Consider the following 25075-nt stretch of genomic DNA (forward strand, 5'->3'; position numbering starts at 1 on the left):
AGGTACACCACGCCCGGGAGGGCTAAGCATAATGCGTTCGGGAAGTATGACTGACGAGGAAAAGTGGCGGAGAGAGGGGGATTTGAACCCCCGGTAGAGTTGCCCCTACTCTAGTTTTCGAGACTAGTCCGTTCAGCCGCTCCGGCATCTCTCCGTTTTGATGGTTGCCATCATGCCAGGTAATTTGGCATTTTAACAGACCAAAACCTTTCAATTTTGTTCATGTGACGAGTTTGCGAGCAAAGCGATGATTAAATGGCCCTGGAAATCGAATGAATCCGCCCGAAGTACGGCGCTGCCGTGGGATGAGGCTCTGGCAATCCCCGTGCTCTCTACACTGTCGGATGAGGACAAGCTTCGCCTGGTCCATCTGGCCCAGCGTTTCTTACAGCAAAAACGGCTGGTTCCGCTACAGGGCTTTGAACTCGACGATCGCCGAAGCACGCGTATCGCCCTGCTCTTTTGCCTGCCGGTGCTGGAACTCGGTATCGAGTGGCTGGACGGTTTCCATGAAGTGTTGATCTATCCGGCACCGTTCGTGGTGGATGACGAATGGGAAGACGACATCGGACTGGTTCACAATCAGCGGGTGGTGCAGTCCGGCCAAAGCTGGCAGCAAGGGCCTATTATCCTCAACTGGCTGGATATTCAGGACTCGTTCGACGCCTCGGGTTTTAACCTGATCGTGCATGAAGTGGCGCACAAGCTGGATACCCGCAACGGTGACCGCGCCAGCGGCGTGCCGTTTATCCCGCTACGTGAAGTGGCAGGCTGGGAGCACGATCTGCATGCGGCCATGAACAATATTCAGGATGAAATTGATCTGGTAGGGGAAAGCGCGGCCAGCATCGATGCTTACGCCGCCACCGATCCCGCCGAGTGCTTTGCCGTGCTGTCGGAATATTTCTTTAGCGCACCGGAGCTTTTCGCCCCGCGCTTCCCGGCACTGTGGCAACGTTTTTGCTATTTTTACCAGCAGGACCCGATGCAGCGTTTACGTGACAATAGCGAAGATGGCGAGGATCCCGCCACTCAAGTACACTAAATCCGCATTTTGCGCCTTAATTAGCCAACTGAATCAGCATCTTGAAATTAGGGTTGACACAAAATAGCGAGGCCATTAATATGCGCCTCGTTCAAACGATTCCTCTGTAGTTCAGTCGGTAGAACGGCGGACTGTTAATCCGTATGTCACTGGTTCGAGTCCAGTCAGAGGAGCCAAATTAGAGAAGCCCGCTTAAGGAAACTTAAGCGGGCTTTTTGCTTTTACATTTTACAGTACAAATGCATAGTGCGAACCGTCCGGCAGTTCAACATCAAGACGCAGTGTACCGCCTGCTGCCTCAACGTACCGTTTAAGTGTGGAAAGCTTCAGGTCACGACCTGGTTTCTCCATTCCAGCAACAGTAGGCTGTCTGATACCCAGAGCCTGCGCCATTTCAACCTGCGTTTTCTGGACCTTCTCTCGTAGCTCCGCGAGGTGAATGTTGAGCAGGATATCCGTCGCCATTGCCTGAGCGTCTGTCATAACGTCAGTTTTTTCATCCGCAATAAGCTGTTGCAGCGTTCTGCCCATCACGTTACCCCTTCTCTGTTAAGGTGTTTAGCCACTTTTCATATTCCCGGTCAGCAACCGATAGCATCTCATCATAAAACCGTTTCTCATTGCCCGCTTTGCTTCCGGCACAAAGTACGATACCGGTACGGTCAGGATCAAAAGCGAAAAATGCCCGTATTGGATCCCCCCGGCTCTGAATACGCAGCTCTTTCATGTTGTTATAGCGGGAGCCTTTTAGCGTATCAGCATAGGGTCTGGACAAACCTGGGCCTTTTTCCCTCAAGACTAACAATACAGCAAGTACGCAGGCTCGATCCGTATCGTTAAGCGAGCTAAACCAGTGATCAAAAACATCCGTTGTTTTAATCGTCCACACGGGATTTCCTTATTCAATATAGGTTCAATGCTATATAGATGTAAAGCTATAAGAGAATGATGAAGGAAGGCAGCGTGGAAAGCATGTAACTTTACGGAAAAACGGAAGGGGCATTCAGCTATTTCAGCGAACATCTTGCAAGACATTCACCGTTTTGCGGCCCGAAAAAAAAATCCGGAAACGCAGCGCATTTCCGGATCCTGAATCAAGCGGCATTACATCAACAGAAACTATTCATTGCCCCATTGATTGAGGAACGTCGCTATCTCATCAATACGCTGCGCGTTGATACCTGCTTCAGAGGCCATCTCCTGCTGCGCTTCTTCACTGATTTCTTCGTTATTCATTAAGCGGGTGAGCAGCAGCTGGAAGTAGCGTGCCAGAGAATCACGCTCTGACTCGCTCACCGGCGTTGCGGATTCCGTCGCGTACTCATCCGCGATGTCATAATATTTGATCGGTACTTCATTGTTCATAAGTCGCCCCCAAGGGTTAATGTCTGTATCAGTGCTGTCTGCATCGTCTCGGACAAGAGCAGTTCTGACCATGGGAGTGTACTGTGTAATGGCTTCAGATCTGACACCTTTTTGCATTTTAGACGCGCATTGCTCATTAAACGCGACAAGGGCCAGATATGAGGTTTTACTGGCCTTACAAACCTGCCGCCTGCCGCCTGCCGCCTGCCGCCTGCCGCCTGCCAGCCATTATTACTTTTGAAGATTACAATTTTGCTTCGTTTCACCTCATCGATACGCGTCACGCCAGCTTCAGCAACTGTTTTTTATCCACCCAGCATCTGCTCCACGTGTAATGGAATACGAAATTTAAAATCAACGTGTATTCTCGGCTATTTCATTAATCAACCAATGTCATTGTGGCGAAGCTAAATGCAATTTTCTGATTTGTATAATTTGCGCTAAGCATAAAATTAAAAGCAATATTTTAATTATTGCTGACATACTCGCGATTTAACCACCATTAATAGTAGTTACATTTAGCTAAAAACAGTGAATCATTAGTGCTTTAAGTGGATTAACATCTTGATAACTACCAGAATTGGATATTGACGGAATACGTTAACGTGCTAAATTCTTCTGGCTTTTTTTGGGGCTAGCCCTTTACCTGCTTCTGACAGTGAATAACGATAATAATTTGTTTCATCAATCTGTCATAACAATACAGTCCAATGGGGTAATCGAAGTTACGATCGTCAGACTAATGCAAGAAATGTATTACCAGCACGTCTTTTCACCTTAACTAAAATCGCGAGAATATTCTATGTCTGAACAATTACAGAACCCAACGATCGCCGCACAATCGAAAGTCACGACCATCAGAATTATTTATATTCTGTTCATTGTCAGCTATTTCACCGGCGGGTTAGCCGCGCTTGTTGGCGTGATTATGGCCTACGTCAATCGGTCCAGCGCAACGGCGTTCGAGAAAGAGCACCTTAACTATCTCATCAAACTGTTCTGGATTAGCTTTGTGCTCGTTATTGTTGCCTTACTGACCTGGGTATTTGTCATTGGTATGATTGTTGGCCTTGCCTGGTTTATCTGGTCATTAATCAAAATTATTAAGGGTATGACCCGTCTGGGTGAAGGCAAACTGCCGAAAGCATAACGCTCGCACAAGTATTCCCTTCAAAAGTTATCAATGGTGACATTGATAACTTTTTGCATTGATAAAACATGAACAAAAACGGAATTAAGCAATGAGCGTGTCACTGCACAACTTAACCCTGCGAAGTTTACTGGTTCTGGCGTTAATTCTCGGGTTAAGCGGCTGCTCTGTCCGTTACGATAAAAACGGTAAGATCCTTTTTAATACTGACCTGGCGAGCGTGCTGGGGAATGAAGTCGGTCAATTTACGCTGGCCGATGGCTCGAAAGGCGCGTTAAGAGAACTGGGTGGCCGCTACAGTCTGAAATGGAGCAATCTTATGATTGAGCGCCCGCTGGAAGGCGTGAGCTGGGCAAGGATCATCAATCAATATCATATCGAAGGGCATACGTTGCTGCTGCTGAAAGTGGCGACGTCGTCCTGCCCGGCGCAATATCGGCTGGTCGACCTGCAGAACACGCGTTCGCAGGAGTGGGCATTTACCGGAATATGCGATATCGGACCGGACATTACCGCCAGCGCGGATAAACTGCAGCTGAACTTTAAAACCGATAATCGTATTGAACAATTCAACTGGCAGCATGGTGAGGTTTACCATCGTCGGCTGCCCGTTCAGCCGCAAAAAACCGTGCAGACTGACCGCCGTGAGAAGGTCAAAACGTCGCGTAAAGCCAAGTCACAGAGCTCGTCTAAGCCGGTAAAACGCACACCGGTCAAAGCTGAACAACCGCTTCCGCCTAAGGTTGCCCAGCCTGAGCTGGATAACTCACTGCCGACCGAGATCTACCAGCCGACGAAAACCCGTCAAACCAGCCTGGAGATCAAATCATGACCGAGCAGGCACAGTCAGAGACAGGGGCGCGCGACGGGATCAAGCGCTCGCCTCTCCCCTCCTGGCAAAACTGGCTGGTGATCGGCATTACCCTGACCTATCTCATTTGTGAACTGGCGTTCAACTCTCGCCTGCTCGATCTGGTCGGCAGCGTGTCAACGGCTGAAGAAGTTCACAATATTGAGCGTTATGGGCGGACATTAACCGCCATCGCGGCGGCGCTGCTGGTGCTACAGTTTGCGCTGCTCGCCAATGTCAGGCTACAGAAAAAAGGCATCATCCTGACGGCAAAGGCAACCGCGGGCGCGGTGCTGTTGCTGTGTCTGGTTACCGGCACGGTAACGTGGCACGCCGTGGAATGGGTGATTGAACGCCAGGTCTCGAAGAGCACCGGCGAATTTCGCCAGATGTCGCTGCTGGCGCAACTCTATCAACGTTCGTTGATTGAAGGCCATCAGACGCTGGAAGGGATCCCGTTGGATAATGCGGGCGGGCAGGTACAGACCTGGACGAGTCCGTCCGGGAAGGCGTTCCTGGCCACGCTCCCCATCCTGTTGAGTTCCTCCGATCGCTATCATCAGCTGCTGAAAAGCGGCGCAGAGCAAAATTTACGCGACAACATCAGCGCACGGGAAGGGGGTGTCCTTGGCTATTACAAAGCCTGGCTGGAGGCACGCGAAACCGTCCATAAACAGTACGTGGCCTATTACAACGATCAAATGGACATCAGCGAGGCGGTTCGCCGTGAGCAGGACAAAGCCTGGCAACGCTATGAACGCTCGTTAGAGGCAAAGCGACTGAAAACCTGGAACGTTCCCCGGCGTTACTACGCCAGCGTGCGTAACCATGTTCGCGGGCAAGGCGTACCCGTCGCCAATAACTGGTCGCCATCCGATCGCGCCGGGTTTGATGCTGCGGTAGCGAAAACCGTCAAACAGCGATATCTCGCTCAGCGAACCGTTGTATTTAACGGAGTGACTATTCCCAAACGACTCGACTGGGGGGTGTTCTTCCGCCAGGAGGTGGTACAAAAAACCCTGCGCGAAAAACTGGTGCTCCCGGCAGGCACGCTCGTTCGCGAGGAATACCCGAAAAATGACGGGTTAAAGCTGTTTGCCGCCCAGCTGCACACTCCCCATCTTAATGAGGCCGTAAAGCAGCAGTTACCGGGATTGCGGGCATCGTTATCCAGCTACAGCGCGGGTGGCGAAAATGAAAAACAAGGTGAGGATGCCGCGCGAGCCGTCATTGTGCCGCCTGTTGCGCTGATCTTCTCCCTGATTGGCGCCCTCACCCACCTGGCAAAACTGCTCTATTTAGTGCTTGTGCCCCTGACAGCCGCCATCCTGGCCCGGCGATCCTCGCGCGCGGTGCAGATCCTGAATCACCATCCGCTGATTTTCCCTGTCGCGCTCATTTCAGCGCTGCTGGTGATGTTTAGCGTGATGAATAACAGCATCACCGAATCAGCGGCCTATCAGGACTTAAGGAATGCGATGCAGGGGGCTGAAATTTCGATTACCGATGAGCCTTTAGCCCTTCGCGGCGAGGCATTACTGCGCGTTGTGCATGCTGTCAGTATTGGGCAAAGCTACAGCTATCCGATGAACCAGTACCTGCGAGAAACGGTGCTGGGAGGGTTTGATTTCGGCTATGTGACGCATGACGATTAATTTCCCTGCGGGGAAGACAACATCACCGAGAAGAGGCAAAAATGAAAAAGACATTATTAGTGGCTGTTTTACTGGGTATGAGCGCATCGGTAATTGCCGGTGAAGCGCATTTTTGCGGTTCACCTGAAGTCAGCGCCCTGGCAAGCGGTCGCCAGGATGTTAATGACAGCACCGTTTTCACCTGTGGGGGTGGCGTGAAAGGCACCCTTCCGGAACTGGCAAAACAGGGCTGGAAGATTGTGCAGGTGAGCGATCAAATGGCATCGACTTCCCAGATGGATCCAAGCAAAGCCACCGTCTATTCACGTTTGATTATTCAGAAAGACTGAACTGAAGACCCTTTATAAACCCCGCAACGCGGGGTTTGCCTGACTAAATCTGATAATCCAGCACCACTTCTTCTGACTCCATCACCTGACGTTTAATCTCATCGACTGACAGCCCGGCGTTGCACAGTTCGATAAAGCGCCAGACGTAGTTGCGCTGAAGCTGCCCGCGCTTGAGACCAAGCCAGACGGTGTTAGCATCAAACAGATGACGGGTATCAAGCCTCACCAGGCTGCCCTGCTCGCTCTCGCCGCCAGACTGTTCCGCCACCAGCCCGATCCCCAGCCCCAGCTCGACGTAGGTGCGGATCACATCCGAATCCTGCGCACTCAGCACAATATCGGGCGTCAGCCCTTTGCGGTTAAAAGCCTCGTCGATACGCGAACGCCCGGTGATCCCCTGCCGATAGGTGATCAGCGGCCATTTGACGATATCGTCCAGCGTCAAAGGGGCAATCTGCGTCAGCGGATGGTCAACCGGCAGCAGCAGGCTGTGATGCCAGCGAAACCACGGGAAGGCCGCCAGCAGCGGGTCATTGCTTAAGCGCTCACTGGCGATCCCGATATCCGCCCCGCCGTTTTGCAGCAGGACTTCAATCTCCTGCGGCGTACCCTGGATAAGCTCAAGGCGCACCTCCGGGAACAGCTCGCGGAAGGCCTTGATCACCGGTGGCAGGCTGTAACGTGCCTGCGTGTGGGTGGTTGCGATGGTTAACACACCGGAGGCATCGTTGGTGAAGAGATCCGCCAGACGGCGTACGTTGCTGGCTTCATTGAGGATCCGCTCGGCGATGGTTAACAGCGCTTTGCCAGGCTCGGTCATCCCAAGCAGGCGCTTGCCACGACGAATGAAAATCTCAATACCCAACTCTTCTTCCAGCTCACGTATATGGCGGCTGACGCCTGATTGAGAGGTGTAGAGCATGTTGGCGACCTCGGTCAGGTTGTAATCCCGACGGGCCGCCTCGCGGATAATTTTAAGTTGCTGGAAATTCACGGTTCACTCCGGCGCATCAGACATAGCGCTATTGTTAGGGTGTGCCCGCCGTGAGAACAAATAATAAAAACCAGCATCTTATGCTTTTATGGAATATCAGCTGACCAGCTGCAGCTCACGATTCTCCAGCGATGGGCGGCTCACCAGCGACATTAAGATCTCTTTTACCGCCTGTGCCTGCGGCGACAGTGAGCCGCGCGCCGAGACGTTCAGGGAGAGTGGCAGGCTCATGGACGGTGTGGTGATGCGCGCCATCCAGCCATTGGCCGCGCTCGAGAGCGACCGCGCCGCCGATTCCGGCAATACCGTCACGCCCATTCCGCTGGCAATCGCGGCGGTGAGCGTCGAGATAGAGTCGATTTCGCCGATGATTTTCGCCGTCAGGCGACGCAGGGAGAAGGCTTCATCCACGCGTAAACGCACGGCGCTGTAATCACGCGGTAAGAACAGATTCATTTCGGCGACGGCGGTTAAATCCACGCTCTGCCCCGGGCAGTCGCGTGTCCCCACCAGGAAGAGATCTTCTTTCAACACCGGCTGGCTGGTGATCCCCGCCACAGGTGAGCGGTCGTACAGCACGGCCATATCCAGCTGCCCGCTGAGCAGCTTATCGTTTAGCGCCGAGCCGCTGTTTTCATGCAGATAGACCAGCACCTCGGGCAGTTCAGTGCGCACCGCCTGCAGCAGCGGCATGGTAATCGACGACGCCGCTGTACCCGGTGCCAGCCCGATGGAGACCTGGCCGCTCAGCGTCTGTCCAACGTTACAAACTGCCAGCTGCGCCTGTTCACACTGACGCAGAATAGTACGTGCATGGGTATAGAGGATTTTGCCCGCTTCGGTAGGTGTGACGCCGCGCTTCGTGCGAATCAACAGTTGCTGATCCAGTTCACCTTCCAGAGTGGCCACCTGCTGGCTCAGCGCCGGCTGTGCGATATGCAACACTTCAGCAGCCTGGGTCAGGCTACCGATATCGACGATTTTTACGAAGTATTTCAGTCGTCTTAAGTTCATTTTGCCCCCTGTACGAAATGCGTTGCCGGTTCCGGCGCGAATGTACAGAGGGTTTTGCAAGATGCTTGCCAGTTTTGACAAGAGGTCCGATATGTCCGCTAAACGGCTGAAAATAAGAGAATCTAATCAATAAGGCCGCTTTTGAAAGTGAAACAACGGTTTATGATCTGCCCCATAAGGGGTATATATGCACCAAAAGTGTGCGGATTCGTTGACGAAACAGCCACTTTGCTGATTTTGTCAGCAAACGGTTCAAACATGCAGGAACACCCTTTGACAACGGCCGGTGGCATCGCTAATATTCGCCCCGTTCACACGATTCCTCTGTAGTTCAGTCGGTAGAACGGCGGACTGTTAATCCGTATGTCACTGGTTCGAGTCCAGTCAGAGGAGCCAAATTAAAGAAGCCCGCTTAAGGAAACTTAAGCGGGCTTTTTGCTTTCATTTTTTACTGTCCTGAGGCCACCAATGGCGTCTCGAGTGCCCCATAGCCGATATTCACCGGCATCCCCGATCTCCGCTCCAGCGCGCCGTCAACCCGCACGGTATCCACCCCTGCCCCTTTCAGCTGCGCGCGCAGCGCGGGCGTGATGGGCAACGGCACTTTATTGTTGGACTCAAATTCCGTGCGATTGCGGGACAGCGGCTCGTGCACTTCCACCCAGCGACTGCCGTCCGGTTCGGTGGTCGTTTTTACGGGCTGATCGATTAACTGGACGCGCGTCCCGACCGGGACATTATCAAACAGATATTTGATATCGTCGTCGCGCAGACGAATACAGCCCTGGCTCACGCGCAGGCCGATGCCAAAATTCGCATTGGTGCCATGAATGGCATACAGCCTGCCAATATAAATGGCATACAGCCCCATCGGGTTGTCCGGCCCGGCAGGCACAAAGGCAGGCAGGGTTTTCCCCTCTTTGGCATAGGCACGACGCGTGTTTGGCGTCGGTGACCAGGTCGGCCCCTCCTGCTTGCGCTGAACCGTTGTGACCCAGTTGCGCGGCGTTTCACGTCCGGCCTCGCCAATACCGATCGGCAGGATCTCAACGGTGTTGCTGCCTTGCGGATAATAATAGAGACGCATTTCCGCCACATTCACCACAATGCCCTCACGCACCGTGTCGGGCAAAATGACCTGCTGTGGGACAATCAGCTGCGAACCGGATTGGGGTAAAAACAGATCTGTTCCCGGATTGGCCTCCAGCATGTTGCTCAGGCCCTGGCTGTACTGCGCCGCAAACGCTTCGAGCGGCAGGGTGTTGCCCTGCGGAACGGTGATGACCAGCGGGTTCCCCACCAGACGACTCCCTTCAGGCGGCAAGGGGTAACTTACCGCCAGCGCACTCTGACTGACCAATAAAGCAGCTAAATAGCCCAACAAGTTAATACGACGCATCATTCCCTTCCTCTGTCGCTCCGCGCGTCCGATAAGCATAGCCTCGATGAAAGAGGCCGCGCCCCGATCTCCTGACTTTTGTTTCATATACAGGTGACATACTATCGGATAACGCCGCATACCTGTATTAAGGAGACAGAGATGAATAATAAGGGCTCCAGCCTGACCCCGGCTCAGGCACTGGACACGCTAAATACGATGTATGAGCAGGCGGTAAATGCGCTGCGTGGCGCAATCAGTCGCTATATTGAAGACGGAACGCTTCCCGATGCAGAGGCCCGACTGAATGGCCTCTTTGTCTATCCTTCGCTTTCTGTGACCTGGGATGGCAGCGCCACCAACCTGCCGAAAACCCGCGCCTATGCGCGCTTCACGCATCCAGGCTGTTACTCCACCACCATCACCCGTCCGCAGCTGTTTCGCCCCTATCTGGAAGAACAGCTGACGCTGCTGTATCAGGATTACAACGCCCACATTACCGTGGAGCCTTCGCGCCACGAGATCCCCTATCCATACGTTATTGACGGCTCAGAGCTGACGCTCGATCGCTCCATGAGCGCCGGGCTGACGCGTCACTTCCCCACCACCGAGCTGTCACAAATTGGCGATGAAACCGCCGACGGGATCTACCATCCGGCGGAGTTTTCCCCTCTGTCGCACTTCGACGCCCGCCGCGTCGATTTTTCGCTGGCACGCCTGCGGCACTACACCGGCACCCCGGCGGAACATTTTCAGCCGTTTGTGCTGTTCACCAACTACACCCGCTATGTGGATGAGTTTGTCCGCTGGGGTTGCAGCCAGATCCTCGATCCCGACAGCCCTTACATCGCGCTGTCCTGCGCGGGCGGGATCTGGATCACCGCAGAAACCGAGGCACCGGAGCAGGCCGTTTCCGATCTGGCGTGGAAAAAACACCAGATGCCGGCCTGGCATCTGATCACCGCTGACGGCCAGGGCATTACGCTTATCAACATTGGCGTCGGCCCGTCGAATGCCAAAACCATCTGCGATCATCTCGCGGTGCTGCGCCCGGATGTCTGGCTGATGATTGGCCACTGCGGCGGCCTGCGTGAAAGCCAGTTGATTGGCGATTACGTGCTGGCACACGCCTATCTGCGCGACGATCACGTGCTGGATGCGGTGCTGCCGCCGGACATTCCAATCCCAAGCATTGCCGAAGTGCAGCGCGCGCTCTACGACGCCACCAAAGAGGTGAGCGGGATGCCGGGTGAAGAGGTTAAACAGCGTCTGCGTACCGGCACGGTAGTCACCACCGACGACCGTAACTGGGAGTTGCGCTACTCGGCTTCGGCGCTGCGCTTTAATTTAAGCCGCGCGGTCGCGATCGATATGGAGAGCGCCACCATCGCCGCGCAAGGTTATCGCTTCCGCGTGCCCTACGGCACCCTGCTGTGCGTCTCTGATAAGCCGCTCCACGGTGAAATTAAGCTCCCCGGCCAGGCAAACCGTTTCTACGAAGGGGCGATCTCCGAGCATCTGCAAATTGGTATTCGCGCCATCGACCTGCTGCGCGCCGAGGGCGATAAATTACACTCGCGTAAACTGCGGACCTTTAACGAGCCGCCGTTCCGTTAATCATAAAAAGGAAAGTTATGCAAACCACAACACCGCTCTCTGCACTGCGCCAGTGGCTGGCGTCGCAGGGGTTGGACGGCATTATCGTCCCGCGTGCCGATGCTTTTCAGAGCGAATATTGCCACCCCCATGCTGATGTGCTGGCCTGGCTGACCGGCTTTGACGGTTCGGCGGGCCACGCCCTGATCCTGCGCGATCGCGCCGTGCTGTTTGTCGATGGTCGTTATCAGGTTCAGGCCCACCAGCAGGTTGATCTGGCCGACGTGGAGATCCTGCATCTGCACAACGATCCGCTGCCAGCATGGCTGACACAGCACGTTGCAGCCGGCGCCCGTATCGCCTTCGAAGCCCTGCTGATGACTAACGCCCAGTTCGAGGGACTCAATGCCAGCCATTGCGACCTTGTTCCGCTGAACGACTCGCCGTTTGATGTTCTCTGGCAGGATCGTCCTGCGCCACCGACGGGCGCGATCCGTGAAATGCCCGTTGAGATCAGCGGAGAAAGCAGCGCCGATAAGCGTCAGCGCGTTGCTGCCCTGCTGGACGAGCAGCAGGTTGATTATCTGGCGATTACCCAGCCGGATAATATTGCGTGGCTGCTCAACGTGCGTGGCAGCGATATCCCGATGAGCCCGGTTCCGAATTCGTTTGCCCTGCTGGGCCGCGACGGCGCGGTGGAGTGGTTTGTCACACCGGAGAAAACGCAGGCGCTCCCGGCCTCGTTGCTGGAGAGCCTGGTCCTGTCGCCTGAGTCCGCCTTTCTGACGCGCAGCCAAGAGCTTTGCGCCGGTAAGCGTGTAATGGTGGATGCCGATTGTGCCCCTGTCGCCCTGCGCTTTGCGATCGAGCCACAGGGCGAGATTGTCTGGCAGGCCGAACCCATTACCCTGCTAAAAGCGCATAAGAACCCCACCGAGCTGGCCGGCTATCGCGACAGCCATCAGCAGGACGGCGCGGCGTGGGTCAACTTCCTCGCCTGGCTGACGCATGAGGTTCCCCGTCGCGAAGCCACTGGCAATCCACTGACTGAACTGGAAGCACAGGCTAAACAGCTGGCATTTCGCCAGCAGCAGCCCGGGTTTATCGAGCAGAGTTTTGCCACGATTTCCGCGTCGGCCAGTAATGCGGCGATGTGCCATTACCACTCCAGCGAGCAAACCAACACCGCCATTACCCGCAGCCATTTTTACCTGAATGATTCCGGCGGGCAGTACCACAACGGCACCACCGACGCCACGCGTACGCTGGCCTTCGGCACGCTGAGCGCGCAGTGTCGTCTGCACTACACCGCGGTCCTGAAAGGCTTTTTATCACTGATTACGCTGCAGTTCCCATCCGGCACCTGCGGGCATCAGATCGACGCCTTCGCGCGGCGTGAGCTGTGGGAGTTGGGGCTGGATTTTGATCATGGGACCGGACACGGTGTGGGTCATCAGCTGCTGATCCACGAGAACCCGCAGCGTATCGCGAAGAAGGTCAATCCGTGGCCGCTGGTGGCGGGGAGTATCATCACCATCGAGCCGGGGTATTATCTGGCGGATCAGTACGGGATCCGTATAGAAAATCAGGTGGAGATTGTCGAAAGCACTCCGGGGTTCTGCCGCTTTGCTTCGCTGACGCTGGCTCCAGTCGACCTGAGTCAGGTGGAGCTGCATCTGCTGAGTGACAAAGAGATCCAGTGGCTGGATGAATATCACCAGCAGGTACGCGAGGTGCTCTCGCCGCACGTTAATAGCGACGCCCGTCCGTGGCTGGTTGCGGCAACGGCGCCGGTGCGCGTGCACAGGTAGCCTATATTCGTCCTCACCCACAGGGTGAGGACGAACGCAGAAAAGCAAAGTGCCCCCTTTATCTGAAAATGTCTTTAAGATCGGGTCCAGGTGATATCACTTTGCCTTTTACCGCATCACAGATTTATTTTTTCACATCAGCAACGCGCTTACCTTTAAGTTGTTCATCGGTGAGGGTATTACCTGCTTTAAAGTAATCGATCACTGCTTTGTAAACGGAATACCCACCGGTTGTGTTACGCGCTTTACCCTCGGTAAACGTGGTAAAACCGTCACCGCCATCAGCAAGGAAGTTCTGGGTTGCAATGTGGTAAACCGTCGAATCCTCAATCGCTTTACCATTAAGTGTGAGCGCCAGGACCCGTTTTCCGACAGGTTTACTGCTGTCATACTTCATTTCCAGCCCTTTTGAGACCTGCAAGACGCCATTACTTAAACTTGCGCCATGTTCCATCAGACTACGTAATTGCTTACCGGTGAGATCCATGGTGACCAGGTCGTTAGGGAATGGGAACGTACTAATGATATCACCCATCGTAATCGCACCAGACGGGATCTCACTGCGGATACCGCCAGAGTTGGTTAAGGCCAACTGTGTATTTTTACCCGCAGCGGCCAGCAAAGCGTCCGCAGCCAGATTGCCCAGTGAAGCTGATTCACCATATGCACGTGTTAATTCAACCGGCGACTGAGCCACCGTCTGTCCAACCACTTCATCGAGTTTCTTATTCCAGCGGTCAATCACTTCCTTCGTTTGCGGATCGGGCTTCCACTCATCTGCGTAAATGGTTTTCAGTTCGAAATTTTTCATCGTGAAGTTATGTGGTTTCTCTTTGTAGTCCAGGACCAGTTTCCCTACATCGATACCACCACTGTCGGTTGAGAGGATCAGCGTATTGCCTACTTTAATCGGTTCCGGCGTACCGACATGCGCATGTCCGGTAATCAGAATATCCAGACCTTTTACCTGGCTTGCCGTCTGAATATCCTTATCCAGCGCACGACGCACATCGGTACTCCCTTTACTTGACTGACGGGCAGGCGTGCCTTCATGAACCAGTAATACGGTCAGATCCACTTTGTCCTTAAGTTCATCAATATAACGCTGTAACCATTTAATCTCATCCCGTGCTTCAATACCTTCGCGCATTACAGCAGAAACAGTATCATTGAAGGCAAATACACCGTGCAAACCTATCACGCCAATTTTCACGCCATCTTTTTCAATAATGGTATATGGCTTATCCCAGAATGCTTTATCGCTGTTCTGATAAAATATATTGCCCTGCACAATGGGGAATTTCGCCTGGCTAAGCTGGAGCAACGTATTATCCCAACCATCATCAAATTCATGATTTCCAATTGTGACCGCATCAAACGGCATGGTATTCATAATATCAATGATTGCTTTGCCCTTCGTTAAGCTGCTGATATAAGGGCCGGTAAAATAGTCACCTGCATCAAAAAACCATGTGGCTTTGTTTTTGTTTTTTTCATTTTTTACCAGAGTGGTGATATTCGCCCAGCCACCGATTTCACGTTTTCCGTCTGCAATCCATGGCACTTTATAGGGTTCCACATGGGCATGGAGATCATTGGTATAAATAATGGTGATATCCTTGGCACAAGCCCAGAGTGGTAATGTCAACAAAACACCCGCAGCAATCGCTTTTAATTTCATAATTTGTTCCTTCATTCACATTAATTTCGGGTATTTTACGTTCTGAAAGACATTGATACGTGCGCCTGTTCACACAATCAAATCGAAGTTATGGTCTAACATTAGCGACCTCTAAAAATCGTTGGTGACGTATATTGACTCAATTTACGATTAATACGTGCAAATCGTTTGGTTGCCGCAATTTAGGGCTACCCATATCGGCATCTGCAGATTACAGTTGGCCAGACTACAGACTGGGGTTCCCGGCATTGCACTGTCGAGCCTGCGGGAGTTATCCCCCACTGTTTGATGAACAACAATTTAATGAATGGCTGTCTGCTCACTTAAGTGCATATGCCTTTGAAAACGGTCATTTTTGTCCTGAATGTTATTGCAATAAAACTATCTGTTATGGTCATAATCCACGGGGAACACAGCGCGTTCAGTGCCGAATCTGCAGAAAAGTCTGGACACCTAAACGGCAATTACCAGGAGAAGTAATACCACCAGTACAGATTGAAACAGTGCCTTTAATTGTGCCATTCCAGGGGAGCAGAGGAGATCAGAAATTGTATGTTCTACTCAGTTTCGATGCTATCCGAGGTAATATCCTTCATCTTTCCACTAATTTTACTCAGCATCCGATCGGGGAAACCCTACGTTATCTCTGGAGAGGGAATATTGAGCCTGAATTGCATCATAGTGATATCGTAAAACGCGTTGATATGCGTGAGATGCATTTTCTACGCCGGAGTCAATTTGATGAAATTCAGTATGGAAGTGCAGTACTCAAACGCAACGCCAAAGGTGCTATTCTGCGTCCGGTTATCGCTGCCCACGGGCATTTTCGGGTACTGAATATCCTCTTTCCTGAGATAAAAACACATGTTATTTCTCACGAATGTTTTCTTCGTGGCGCGGTTATTACTGTGTGGGCAGAACTGTTTCGTCAACAACAAGGCGAGCTTTGGTTTATAGAAGAAGATATAAGCGACAGTGATACGAATACCCCATGGTATTTTCAGGGAAAAACGCACCATGGATGGTGGCAAAGTCAATGGTCACTTTGGATCCAGGGAAAAAACCGTAAGATGGTTTGCCCATTAACAGGGGGTGATAGCAGTAATGCTGAAATGCTCTCTATAGCGGCCAGCAGGCACTTCATCGATTGGCTATACAAACAAACGAATTTTACCCACAGTGCCCAATTATCCGCAGGTGGCGTAACGCAAATACTACTTTCCCTGGCGCATGATTATAACGATAGACTTATAACAGCCCCTTCGGGCGATTAGTACCGGCGTTTCCAGGAGTGGTGTGACGTAGGTTTCTTTGAGCGCTTCTGGCAGAACGGTTTGCTTGCCTGCGAATATCTGGACGGTATTCACTGGTCATGGTATTAGGCCATGTTGCATTTTACCCGTGGTCTTATCGTCTGGAATAAAGTCCTGGTGAGACAGGCTCTAAATACTTAGTATATATCATTAAGGGTTCATGTAGATACATGAACCCTTTTAATATATGCAGATAGATCAATTAGTCATTAAAAACCGATGATCGATTGCTTCTGTTTTTATAATTATATCTTTTTATTAATTTACAGTAACTGATGCCGTAGTAATTAAGTCAGACAGTTCTGTTTCGCTAAATAATCTTGCACGATAGCCCTCTGCAGGGAATTGAGGCGCGCCATCAGGTAGAGAAATTACATCGTAGATAGAGGCAATCATATTGCCGTTCACATCGGAGATAAAGAATGAACGGGCATGGTTGGTAAAAATAACGAAGTAATCATCATGGTCAAACACTCCCCCCATAAAATCAGTCCATTGGATGATGGGTTTTGTTGGTAGCTCAATAGGTGCGTGGATTTCTACAGCTGTTTTGGTTGCTAAGTCTACAGCATAGAATAGAATACGAGCCGGAGGTGTTGAATAGGCATCGTCTGTCGCATTGTCATTCATCGGACGAATTACAGGACTTCCATCCGCAGCAAGACAAGATCTATTATCAAAGACAGATAAAACAAATTTCCCCACGGTAGAGTCGATATTGTCAGCAAATGCACTGTTATTAGTGATACACACAGTGTGAGCACCATTTTCATAGTTAGTAATACCAGAGTTATCAATGTGAATAGTTTCTGGATTTACCGGGAATTGAGGATTGTAATTACCTGTATCGATTACCCATAAGATACTACCATCAGTGATAGATATGCCAAAAGTCGTACTCGTTGAACGGGAATGAACAATGACTGCCTCATCATTATTTGGACTACTTGCAATCCATGAAAGCGAGTTTAAATGAATATCATTAGGAGTGCTATTATTTAAGATTTGAGATCCGCTATACTCACTGGTGTAGTTTTTTGCCCAAATCATCTTCCCGGTCTGATCGTTGAATTTTAGAACCAAGGAATCTTGTCCCATCGTATTGGTTATCCGATTAGGGCTGTCGTTACCAAACATATAAATATCGCCTGCTGAGTCCCAGACTAAATCGTGCGTGTTTGAATAGTGATTGCCATTAGCGTCACGCAAATCGAATTCAAAGATGACATTACCGAGAATGTCAATTTTGAAAAAGCGACGACCATACCACGACATATCTTCATCGCTACCAGTATAGATGTAACCATTGTGAATTCTTAACGGCTGAAGATGATAAACCGATAAAAAGTTAAAACGCAGGTCGCCATTTTGGTCGTAACCACGGCCAGTAGATTGCATTAACCAGCTATTTCCCCATACAGATGTAAATAGCGCAGGATCTGTTTGTTCAATATCGAGGTGGAAGATGACAGATTTATCATAAACCTGATCTTCCGTACTAATAGAGAATGTCTGATTGAAAACTTCAGCCCCAGTTCCATCCTTAAATACGACCTGGACGTTGTTTGCATATTGCGCATACAGGCCAATAACAGGGATTTTTATGGTTTGAGAAACACCATAAATCAGATCCGACGTATAGGAAAAATCTACACTGGTTGGGCTGGTTGTCCTTTTTGATACAGTATAAGAATAGCTTACTGGCGTATCTGAAGTAAAATAAATGTATGCAGCGAGCTGATTGTCGGCCGGTGCAAGTTCAGTTTTAACATAATTAATTGTCATTATCGTATTCCTTTTGGGTTCGTTCCATTAGATGTAGATACGGTTTTTTGTCAGGACAGCAAGGGGTCGCCAATAGAAACAGCGAGCAAATAAAGGCCTGACTTATAACTTAGTACTGTAGTAATTAAAAAACTGATTTGTATTATAATGCTCCTCTTAAAAAACAGCTGAGTAAACAAGGATGAGTTTAATCATCCTGCAGATGAAGGCGAATCCTATTACTTGTGTAAATAGATCTCCTCAATATTCCAGATACTATTCAGGGTACATCTTTCGTGAGAGTTGAAAATGAGCGCCATCCTTTACTTCCGTCCAATTACCCCCCCACTCAACATCAACAGATAACTCCTTCGCTGCCCGAAACACCGCAGTTGCAATTGTCTGGTAATGTTTAAACTCCCAGGATGCTGTACCATTTATGACGGCGAATACATCGACGGCGTGCCCTGTTAAATGCCTGCTTTTTGACGTTAATGATTTTCCTGATGCCAGAAGCTCAAGCTGCCGCTTTTGCTTTCTTAACCCTTCTGAAATACCGAAATCAATAGGTGATAATTTCAATGCTCTTCTCATCACGTCAGACAGGTCCTTATGCACACCTTTAAGATTCTTTTCAGTAGCTATACCAAATTCATGATTTATCATTAGCATCTCCAGAAATTACGCCGGTAAATCCTGACATAATAATTTGTGCTAATGCCGGAAATAAATTCTTTTCCGACTGACCAGACTTAACGTCAAGGAAATGACTAACAAGAACACCCCATGCCTCTGACAATATAATTTTGGTGCAGCTTAAAAATGCATTTAATGATGGGTCTTTCCATGTCAAAACAATTACCTCCAACGATTGTATAAGTAAAAAAATTTACTGCATGATGAGACAATTTTTTGTAATTGAACTATATGGTGTTGCTGTGCAGTAAATAATAAACGTTGAGCAGCCCTGTTTTGTGATGAATGTCACACTCAATGCAATTAATAGCTTTTATCGATCGATTCTTTGTGAATGATAGTTATTTATTATTAATATGAATTATTTTATTTAGTAGTGGAATACATAAGAGGGGCGAGCGGGAGATGGGGTAACCCGATAGCGCGACGAATACCGGGTTCAGGAGGGATTATGCTGTAACCGTAACGCTCTGACCTTCATAGCTCAGGGTCTTACCCGCGACGATTTTGGCCTGTGCACCGCTTTCGCTCCAGTTTTCAAGCTTAAGCAGATCCTACAGCTCAACGTATGGGTATTAACCTAATGAAAATACGGCCATTTCCAGGAGTTATTGCTGCCGCTCAGATGCTGATTCGCTACCGCGTAACTATGCTCATGGTAGTAGCGTGTGTCATGTTTCATAAAAGATAATTTCGTGCGTCACACTGGCTATGGTCGTATGAAGCTTGCGCCGCACGTCAGCCTCATGCTGCCTGACTTTCCACTCGCCTTCTCCAAAAACCTTCAGGCTGTGCGCTGTCGGTCAATGTAACAATGGCAATTTCATCGGTTTAACACGTCAAATCTTTGCTGGTGCAGGTTCCTTAAAAAAAAGCCGCTCCCGGGGTAAGCGGGAGCGGCTTTTTCAACTTCCATAAACCCAGGTATTACTGGCTCAGGCATACCTTATGTTGTCGCGCGGAAGTCCAGAGTGCAAAGAATCCTACACGGCTTGCGTCCAGATAGATGCAGAGTCAACATCATCACCAGTCGGGTTAATTCCCGATCCTGCTGATAGTCATCAACACACTTTAAGGGATTCTTTCCCGTTAAAACGATATTTGAGATACCAGAGACGTGAACCGCCTGGATTAACAATCAGGTATTAACTGTGAGAATCAGCGAACTTAAAGGGAGATGAAGCAAGTTTTGGATTACAGATTTGGATATGGGTAAGAGACATAGGGTGGTCACTCCATTTTCAAACAGAAATGACCCAAATCTGACTAGCAAATTCTCCCGATGCAGAGGGGAAACTGAAAATGCATCGGTAAGGTTTTTCACGCTAACTTAATGAATCCAAATCGTATAAGGATTCACAACGCAGCATGAAAACAAGAATTTGGCTCCTCTGACTGGACTCGAACCAGTGACATACGGATTAACAGTCCGCCGTTCTACCGACTGAACTACAGAGGAATCGTGTGAACGGGGCGAATATTAGCGATGCCACCTGGTATTGTCAAAGGCAGAATGCACAATTCGTATCGTTTGCCGATTTATTCTCCACTTTGTGCATCTGGCAACCGTTCTGCACCACTATGTAGGGCCTGGTCACGTTTTTGCCGTGGGTATTTCCACAGCCAGCGTCCGCTGACCATCCGCCAGTAGAACAGTGCGCCGCGTACCGCCCAATCCAGGAACATCCCCAACCAAACGCCAACCACGCCCATTCCGAGCATGATCCCCAGCGTATAACCCGCCACTACGCGACAGCCCCACATTCCGAGCATCGAGACCCACATGGCAAAGCGGGCATCACGAGCCCCTTTGAGCCCGGCAGGCAGTACCCACGAGGCGGCCCAGATCGGCATAAAGGCAGCGTTCAGCCACACGAGGATAACCACCACGTCTTTAACGTCCTGCTCCTGGGTATAGAACGATGCCAGCAAGCTGGCAAACGGCGCGGTTCCCCATGCAATGGCGGTCAGGCCAAGGGTGGAGAGCCAGAATACATGGCGTAACTGACGCTCCGCCTGCCCTATCTGCCCTTTCCCGAGCCGTTTACCGGTGATAATGGTAGAAGCTGAACCGAGGGCGTTGCCCGGCAGGTTGATTAAGGCAGCGATGGAGAAGGCGATAAAGTTACCGGCAATAACATCGGTACCCATCCCGGCGACAAACATCTGGGTCAGCAGCTTGCCGCTGTTAAACAGTACCGACTCAATACTGGCCGGTACGCCGATGCCCATCACTTCCCAGATAATGGCAAAGTTCAGCGGCTTGAAATAGCTTTTTAAGCTGATGCGCAGCGCCGGGTTAAAGCCCACCGCCAGCACCGCAATAATGGCGACTGCGCCTACGTAGCGGGAGATAGTCAGTCCCAGCCCCGCGCCGATAAAGCCGAGCCCGTCCCAGGAAAAGATGCCGTAAATCAGCACGCTGCTGATCATGATGTTGAGGATGTTCATCCCACCATTAATCAGCAGCGGTATTTTAGTATTCCCCGCCCCGCGCAGCGCCCCGCTGCCAATCAGCGCAATCGCCGCGGCCGGGTAGCTGAGAACCGTCATTTCGAGGTACGACAGCGCCAGGGCTTTCACTTCACCTGTGGCCTCTCCGGCGACAATATTAATGATCTCTTCGCCAAAGTAGTGGATCACCGCCGCCAGCACGATGGAAAACAACGTCATGATCACCAGCGACTGCCTGGCCGCCGCCCGCGCGCGCTGCGGATCGCGTTTGCCGAGACTAAAGGCCACCACCACCGTGGTACCGAGATCGATAGCGGCAAAGAACGAAATGATCACCATGTTGAAGCTGTCGGCCAGGCCCACACCCGCCATCGCCTCTTTTCCAAGCCAGCTCACCAGGAAGGTACTGAGCACGCCCATCATCAGGACGCAGGTATTTTCCAGAAAGATAGGCACGGCAAGGGGGGTGATTTCACGCCAGAACAGAACTTTGTAACTCTTACGTTTGGCATACCAGGGCGTGCGTTGCACAACCTGGCGTAAAGCGGAGGTGACGTTCAAAATGGACCTTAAAGAGAGAAAGTTGAAACTCCTTTTCAAATAATGAGGGAGAATAGACGGTCCTGCAAAGTATTTCCCACAATAATATCCAGGGATTTACGACAAACTGTCGACAGAATCAGCAGTTGAACATAATGGGTAAGATCAGGTTTGACAAAACTTTTTTCGCCGCTAAGATAGCACTCCACACCGATTCCTCTGTAGTTCAGTCGGTAGAACGGCGGACTGTTAATCCGTATGTCACTGGTTCGAGTCCAGTCAGAGGAGCCAAATTTAAGAAGCCTGCTTACGAGCAGGCTTTTTGCTTTTCATCGTTGGCTTAAATGACGTTATGTTGCCAATAAAAAAGGCCCTCTGTGATGCAGAGAGCCTTTTTTTATAGCCTGCGGCGATTACTCGCTTTTTGCTTCGCCGTTTTTGATTTCGCCAATCACTTTCAGCTTTTTGGAGATGTCGCGGCGTTCTTTCGACAGCTCAGCATTTTTGATGATGTAGTCGTCTACGCGATCTTCGTAGTCGGTTTTCATGCTGGCAATGATGCCCTGAATCGCTTCTACGCTCATGCCTGGCTTGATGTAGTCGCTCAGGTTGTCCAGCAGCAGAACGCGCTTCTGGTTGTCACGGATCTTCTTCTCAACGTCCTGAATTTCACGTTGCAGTTTGTTCTTGCGGCGGAACAGACGGACAAATTCCAGAACGTCCTGGAACGAAGGCTTGGTAGTTTCCATTTTTACACCCCTGATAATGTGAGATTCGGATTCGTTTAAACAACCGCGATGGCGTTAACCTTACTGACAGCGATTGCTGATGACAATAATTTTTCCTTTGGCCCTATCATAACCTCAATTTCTGCTGAATCGAAGCAGCAGGCATCATAACTGCGCATGTCCGCTTTTTATTTGCGCAATGCCCGACAGATAAGATGAGACAGCAGCTCCAGCTGGCGAGCCAGCTCCATGCTCAACCATACATAGCCATGAATAGGCGTTTCCGCCACGTTTTCACCGCGCTGATCGTTGATCAGCTGGCGCAACTCGGCAACGATTTCGTTCAGCCGCTCGGTATTGGCCAGAATCGGCTGCGGATTACCTTCGTACAACGCATGGGCGATGGTGAGCAGCGTTTGCTGGGTCATCTGCTGCGTCTCTTTCAGCGTCCGGGCATTGAGCATAACAAAATGGCTGGCCCGGGAGGCCCAGTGCGCATTGATTTGCAGCTCCAGAATGCAGACCAGGTTGCGGCTGACGGTCTGAATCGCTTCGAAGATGGATTTCTGAATATGGGTCTCTTTGCTGGCCGGAGTAATCAGGCTGCGCATTTTGACCACGTCATTGAGGATGGTTTGCAGGTGTTTCTCAAGCCGCGGGCGTTCGACCAGATTGGGGGAAAAACCAGCCTGATAGACCCGGTTAAAAGCGGTGACGTAGTTCGCCATCTGAATACGCCAGTGCAAAAACGCCCGCTGCGGCCAGATGCCGGTAAACAGCATCGCGAGCAGGGAGCCGAGGATCACGTCGCCGCTTCGCCATAGGGCGGTGTGCATGTCTCCCGTCGGCGCACCGATCACCACCGCAAGGGTGATGCCAATCAGCAGCGCCTGGTAGGGCCGTTTGCCCAGTGCAAGCCAGCCGCAAAGGAACATAGCGACCGCGCACCACACCAGCATCAGCGGCAGAGAGAAAAGCTCAAGCTTCAGGGCTATTAGCCCCAGTACTGAGCCGAGGATAGTTCCACCAATACGTTCAAACGCGCGCGGGACCACATTGCCCCAGAAGGAGATCGGCCCCATGATCACCACCAGCGTGATCAGCGGCCATGTCCCCTCCGGTACATGCAGCAGACGTACCAGTAAAAAGGTGAGGACAAACGCCAGCGCAATACGGCATCCATGAACCGTGCGGTAGTGGCGATACAGGCGAATTTCAAAAGGCGTTAATGATTTGTCGGGGCGCACACACGCTCTCCAGCATTACGGCAAACCCTGATTGTACTGCGTTTTCTGCCGAAGGAGTGACCTCCGGCAGAAAAACCCGGCAAAGCGTGGGTATTGACGACCTTTTAACCAACTTTGTTTTGTACAGGAATAAACATTTCGATATCCCAGTAGCCGTCTGCGTTGCCATCATTCAAATAACGTTCGAAACAGGGTTTCGGCGCAATCTGGTATTTGCCGTCTTCAAGCAGGCTGTCGAAGAAATGATTCCAGGGGGTGGCAAAGTCGTGATTTTCAACCCGGGCGGTCGCTGCAGCATAGTCGCCTTCGGCCACCTCGGTAAGGATCACCCCTTCGCTGTTGGCGGGGATCGTAAAATCGTCCGGCACGGTGATCACCGTGTCGCAGCGGAGCTTATCAGCCGGTACTTCGTCAGGGTTATCATAATAGACCGCCACCCACTCCAGCGGCTGGATCCGCTGGCCGTTTACCCACATCATCAGTTGTTCAAAACCCTGCTTAACGGTTTGCTCCCAGGGGCCAACCAGATGAAAACCGGCGATTTTGCGTTTGTTCTGGTGCGTGATGCTGTAGTCCATGCTGCCTCCGTTTGATTACTGTATATACATACACTCTAAAGCAGAGAAAAGCGGTTTAACAATTGTGCTGTGTTTATTATGTGAGCAGACTCGCACCCTCGCCAGCCTGCTCACTGCCGGGTCAGGCTTTGTGGTGCAGATAGTCGCTCAGACGGGAGAACATTCCCCCTTTGCCGACGCTTTCCAGCGTCACCAGCGGCCAGTGAGCCACCACTTTATCGCGATCGTAAAGCTCAATCTCACCTACCCGCTGGTGCGCAGCGATCGGGGCTTCCAGCTCTTTTTTGTCCAGCACGTATTTGGCTTTGATATTCGGCACCTCTGACTTCGGCAGGGCCAGCCAGAAGTCCTGGTCGGTACCCAGAGAGATCGTCTCTTTGTCGCCGTACCAGATACGCTCGCTGCCGACCTGCTTGCCATTATGCAGGATCTGCACGGTATCGAAATTCTGCTGTCCCCAGTGCAGCAGCTTGCGGGCCTGATCCTCACGGCCTTTCGGGCTCTCAGCCCCCATGATAACGGCAATCAGGCGGCGCTGGCCGTCAACGGCCGAGGCAATCAGGTTAAAACCGGCGCCGGAGGTGTGGCCGGTTTTCAGACCGTCGACGCTGAGCGATTTATCCCACAGCAGGCCGTTGCGATTCTGCTGGGTGATGCCGTTCCAGGTCAGGCTCTTCTCGCTGTACATATGATAAAAGTCAGGCTCGCCGTGGATGATGGCGCGGGAGAGCACCGCCAGATCGAAGGCAGAGCTGTGCTGGCCCGGGGCATCCAGGCCGTGAACCGTCTCAAAATGGGTATCGCGTAAATTCAGCTTTTGCACATAGTCGTTCATCATCTTGACGAACTGGGGCTGTCCGCCCGCCACGTAGTCGGCCAGCGCCACG

At 51.3% G+C, this 25075-nt stretch carries 24 protein-coding genes, 5 tRNA genes and 4 pseudogenes; 13 read left to right on the plus strand and 20 right to left on the minus strand.

What is annotated here, in order from left to right; genetic code table 11:
- Positions 1 to 64 precede the first annotated feature (64 nt).
- Positions 65 to 154: transfer RNA gene (locus ACRDD5_RS14090), tRNA-Ser, on the minus strand.
- Between the two features lie 93 nt (positions 155 to 247).
- On the opposite strand from ACRDD5_RS14090, the gene mtfA reads away from it, so the two are divergent.
- Together mtfA and ACRDD5_RS14100 are read left to right on the plus strand one after the other, a co-directional pair.
- Positions 248 to 1045: a DgsA anti-repressor MtfA gene (gene mtfA, locus ACRDD5_RS14095; RefSeq protein WP_271282258.1), complete on the plus strand. Its 798-nt coding sequence runs from the start codon at positions 248 to 250 to the stop codon at positions 1043 to 1045.
- A 100-nt stretch (positions 1046 to 1145) separates the two neighbouring features.
- Positions 1146 to 1221, plus strand: a tRNA-Asn gene (locus ACRDD5_RS14100).
- A 52-nt stretch (positions 1222 to 1273) separates the two neighbouring features.
- Here ACRDD5_RS14100 and ACRDD5_RS14105 read toward each other — a convergent pair.
- From ACRDD5_RS14105 to ACRDD5_RS14115, 3 genes are all read right to left on the minus strand, one after another.
- Positions 1274 to 1576 (minus strand): helix-turn-helix domain-containing protein, encoded by a 303-nt coding sequence (locus ACRDD5_RS14105; protein ID WP_438677095.1) that lies wholly within the window; start codon positions 1574 to 1576, stop codon positions 1274 to 1276.
- 4 nt (positions 1577 to 1580) lie between these two features.
- Positions 1581 to 1934 (minus strand): type II toxin-antitoxin system RelE/ParE family toxin, encoded by a 354-nt coding sequence (locus ACRDD5_RS14110; RefSeq protein ID WP_438677096.1) that lies wholly within the window; start codon positions 1932 to 1934, stop codon positions 1581 to 1583.
- Positions 1935 to 2164: 230 nt separating this feature from the next.
- The gene (locus ACRDD5_RS14115; protein ID WP_438677097.1) at positions 2165 to 2410 is read right to left on the minus strand and encodes a YmjA family protein; all 246 of its coding nucleotides are present in this window, start codon (positions 2408 to 2410) and stop codon (positions 2165 to 2167) included.
- A 158-nt stretch (positions 2411 to 2568) separates the two neighbouring features.
- On the opposite strand from ACRDD5_RS14115, the gene ACRDD5_RS14120 reads away from it, so the two are divergent.
- The 5 genes from ACRDD5_RS14120 to ACRDD5_RS14140 all read left to right on the plus strand — a co-directional run bounded on the left by ACRDD5_RS14120 (position 2569) and on the right by ACRDD5_RS14140 (position 6394).
- Positions 2569 to 2745, plus strand: a complete 177-nt coding sequence (locus tag ACRDD5_RS14120; RefSeq protein WP_438677098.1) for a hypothetical protein — start codon at positions 2569 to 2571, stop codon at positions 2743 to 2745.
- 467 nt (positions 2746 to 3212) lie between these two features.
- Positions 3213 to 3560, plus strand: a complete 348-nt coding sequence (locus tag ACRDD5_RS14125; protein ID WP_271282256.1) for a DUF4870 family protein — start codon at positions 3213 to 3215, stop codon at positions 3558 to 3560.
- Between the two features lie 91 nt (positions 3561 to 3651).
- Entirely contained in the window at positions 3652 to 4392 is a 741-nt protein-coding gene (locus tag ACRDD5_RS14130; RefSeq protein WP_438677099.1) for a hypothetical protein, read from the plus strand.
- Positions 4389 to 6065, plus strand: coding sequence for a hypothetical protein (locus ACRDD5_RS14135; protein ID WP_438677100.1), 1677 nt, complete (start codon positions 4389 to 4391; stop codon positions 6063 to 6065). Before ACRDD5_RS14130 ends, ACRDD5_RS14135 begins: the two co-directional genes overlap by 4 nt.
- Before the next feature lie 41 nt (positions 6066 to 6106).
- Positions 6107 to 6394, plus strand: a complete 288-nt coding sequence (locus ACRDD5_RS14140) for a hypothetical protein (RefSeq protein ID WP_438677101.1) — start codon at positions 6107 to 6109, stop codon at positions 6392 to 6394.
- Positions 6395 to 6437: 43 nt separating this feature from the next.
- Here ACRDD5_RS14140 and cbl read toward each other — a convergent pair whose 3' ends face one another.
- Together cbl and nac are read right to left on the minus strand one after the other, a co-directional pair.
- Complete coding sequence (cbl, locus tag ACRDD5_RS14145; protein WP_438677102.1) at positions 6438 to 7388, minus strand: HTH-type transcriptional regulator Cbl; 951 nt, start codon at positions 7386 to 7388, stop codon at positions 6438 to 6440.
- A gap of 96 nt (positions 7389 to 7484) precedes the next feature.
- Positions 7485 to 8402, minus strand: a complete 918-nt coding sequence (nac, locus tag ACRDD5_RS14150) for a nitrogen assimilation transcriptional regulator NAC (protein ID WP_271282251.1) — start codon at positions 8400 to 8402, stop codon at positions 7485 to 7487.
- A gap of 320 nt (positions 8403 to 8722) precedes the next feature.
- Here nac and ACRDD5_RS14155 point away from each other — a divergent pair.
- Positions 8723 to 8798, plus strand: a tRNA-Asn gene (locus ACRDD5_RS14155).
- A 52-nt stretch (positions 8799 to 8850) separates the two neighbouring features.
- On the opposite strand, the gene ldtA is transcribed toward ACRDD5_RS14155, so the two are convergent.
- The gene (gene ldtA, locus ACRDD5_RS14160; RefSeq protein WP_438677111.1) at positions 8851 to 9801 is read right to left on the minus strand and encodes a L,D-transpeptidase; all 951 of its coding nucleotides are present in this window, start codon (positions 9799 to 9801) and stop codon (positions 8851 to 8853) included.
- Positions 9802 to 9942: 141 nt separating this feature from the next.
- Here ldtA and ACRDD5_RS14165 point away from each other — a divergent pair, with 141 nt between their 5' ends.
- Both ACRDD5_RS14165 and ACRDD5_RS14170 read left to right on the plus strand, forming a co-directional pair.
- On the plus strand, positions 9943 to 11397 hold the full coding sequence (locus tag ACRDD5_RS14165) for an AMP nucleosidase (protein WP_271282247.1): 1455 nt from the start codon (positions 9943 to 9945) through the stop codon (positions 11395 to 11397).
- Positions 11398 to 11414: 17 nt separating this feature from the next.
- A complete protein-coding gene (locus ACRDD5_RS14170; protein ID WP_438677103.1) occupies positions 11415 to 13187 on the plus strand; it encodes an aminopeptidase P family protein in 1773 nt (590 codons plus the stop codon).
- 124 nt (positions 13188 to 13311) lie between these two features.
- Here the strand turns inward: ACRDD5_RS14170 and ACRDD5_RS14175 are convergent, their stop codons facing one another.
- Positions 13312 to 14868 carry a bifunctional metallophosphatase/5'-nucleotidase gene (locus tag ACRDD5_RS14175; protein ID WP_438677104.1) on the minus strand — a complete coding sequence of 519 codons (1557 nt, stop codon included), beginning with the start codon at positions 14866 to 14868 and terminating at the stop codon, positions 13312 to 13314.
- A 131-nt stretch (positions 14869 to 14999) separates the two neighbouring features.
- On the opposite strand from ACRDD5_RS14175, the gene ACRDD5_RS14180 reads away from it, so the two are divergent.
- Entirely contained in the window at positions 15000 to 16142 is a 1143-nt protein-coding gene (locus ACRDD5_RS14180) for a cytoplasmic protein (RefSeq protein WP_438677112.1), read from the plus strand.
- Positions 16143 to 16244, plus strand: a pseudogene (locus ACRDD5_RS14185) (IS5/IS1182 family transposase); the annotation flags it as partial.
- A gap of 195 nt (positions 16245 to 16439) precedes the next feature.
- Here the strand turns inward: ACRDD5_RS14185 and ACRDD5_RS14190 are convergent.
- From ACRDD5_RS14190 to ACRDD5_RS14225, 8 genes and pseudogenes are all read right to left on the minus strand, one after another.
- On the minus strand, positions 16440 to 17966 hold the full coding sequence (locus ACRDD5_RS14190) for an aryl-sulfate sulfotransferase (protein ID WP_438677105.1): 1527 nt from the start codon (positions 17964 to 17966) through the stop codon (positions 16440 to 16442).
- 255 nt (positions 17967 to 18221) lie between these two features.
- Positions 18222 to 18611, minus strand: coding sequence for a M15 family metallopeptidase (locus ACRDD5_RS14195; protein WP_438677106.1), 390 nt, complete (start codon positions 18609 to 18611; stop codon positions 18222 to 18224).
- Complete coding sequence (locus ACRDD5_RS14200; RefSeq protein ID WP_438677107.1) at positions 18598 to 18798, minus strand: hypothetical protein; 201 nt, start codon at positions 18796 to 18798, stop codon at positions 18598 to 18600. Before ACRDD5_RS14200 ends, ACRDD5_RS14195 begins: the two co-directional genes overlap by 14 nt.
- Before the next feature lie 292 nt (positions 18799 to 19090).
- Positions 19091 to 19240, minus strand: a pseudogene (locus ACRDD5_RS14205) (RNA-binding S4 domain-containing protein).
- Between the two features lie 78 nt (positions 19241 to 19318).
- A pseudogene (locus tag ACRDD5_RS14210) lies at positions 19319 to 19429 on the minus strand (IS5/IS1182 family transposase); the annotation flags it as partial.
- Positions 19430 to 19717: 288 nt separating this feature from the next.
- Positions 19718 to 19864, minus strand: a pseudogene (locus tag ACRDD5_RS14215) (Arm DNA-binding domain-containing protein); the annotation flags it as partial.
- A 160-nt stretch (positions 19865 to 20024) separates the two neighbouring features.
- Positions 20025 to 20100: transfer RNA gene (locus ACRDD5_RS14220), tRNA-Asn, on the minus strand.
- A gap of 80 nt (positions 20101 to 20180) precedes the next feature.
- Positions 20181 to 21695 (minus strand): EmmdR/YeeO family multidrug/toxin efflux MATE transporter, encoded by a 1515-nt coding sequence (locus tag ACRDD5_RS14225; protein ID WP_438677108.1) that lies wholly within the window; start codon positions 21693 to 21695, stop codon positions 20181 to 20183.
- 155 nt (positions 21696 to 21850) lie between these two features.
- Here ACRDD5_RS14225 and ACRDD5_RS14230 point away from each other — a divergent pair.
- Positions 21851 to 21926: transfer RNA gene (locus tag ACRDD5_RS14230), tRNA-Asn, on the plus strand.
- Positions 21927 to 22048: 122 nt separating this feature from the next.
- Here ACRDD5_RS14230 and ACRDD5_RS14235 read toward each other — a convergent pair.
- From ACRDD5_RS14235 to ACRDD5_RS14250, 4 genes are all read right to left on the minus strand, one after another.
- Entirely contained in the window at positions 22049 to 22384 is a 336-nt protein-coding gene (locus tag ACRDD5_RS14235; protein WP_095282548.1) for a DUF496 family protein, read from the minus strand.
- A gap of 167 nt (positions 22385 to 22551) precedes the next feature.
- On the minus strand, positions 22552 to 23610 hold the full coding sequence (locus ACRDD5_RS14240) for an FUSC family protein (RefSeq protein ID WP_271282240.1): 1059 nt from the start codon (positions 23608 to 23610) through the stop codon (positions 22552 to 22554).
- Between the two features lie 104 nt (positions 23611 to 23714).
- Entirely contained in the window at positions 23715 to 24188 is a 474-nt protein-coding gene (sbmC, locus tag ACRDD5_RS14245; protein ID WP_438677109.1) for a DNA gyrase inhibitor SbmC, read from the minus strand.
- Positions 24189 to 24309: 121 nt separating this feature from the next.
- Positions 24310 to 25075: serine-type D-Ala-D-Ala carboxypeptidase (locus tag ACRDD5_RS14250; RefSeq protein WP_438677110.1), on the minus strand; the 766-nt coding region annotated here is incomplete at its 5' end.

It is taken from the genome of Silvania sp., assembly GCF_051656365.1.
GTDB classification, from domain to species: domain Bacteria; phylum Pseudomonadota; class Gammaproteobacteria; order Enterobacterales; family Enterobacteriaceae; genus Enterobacter; species Enterobacter hatchlandensis.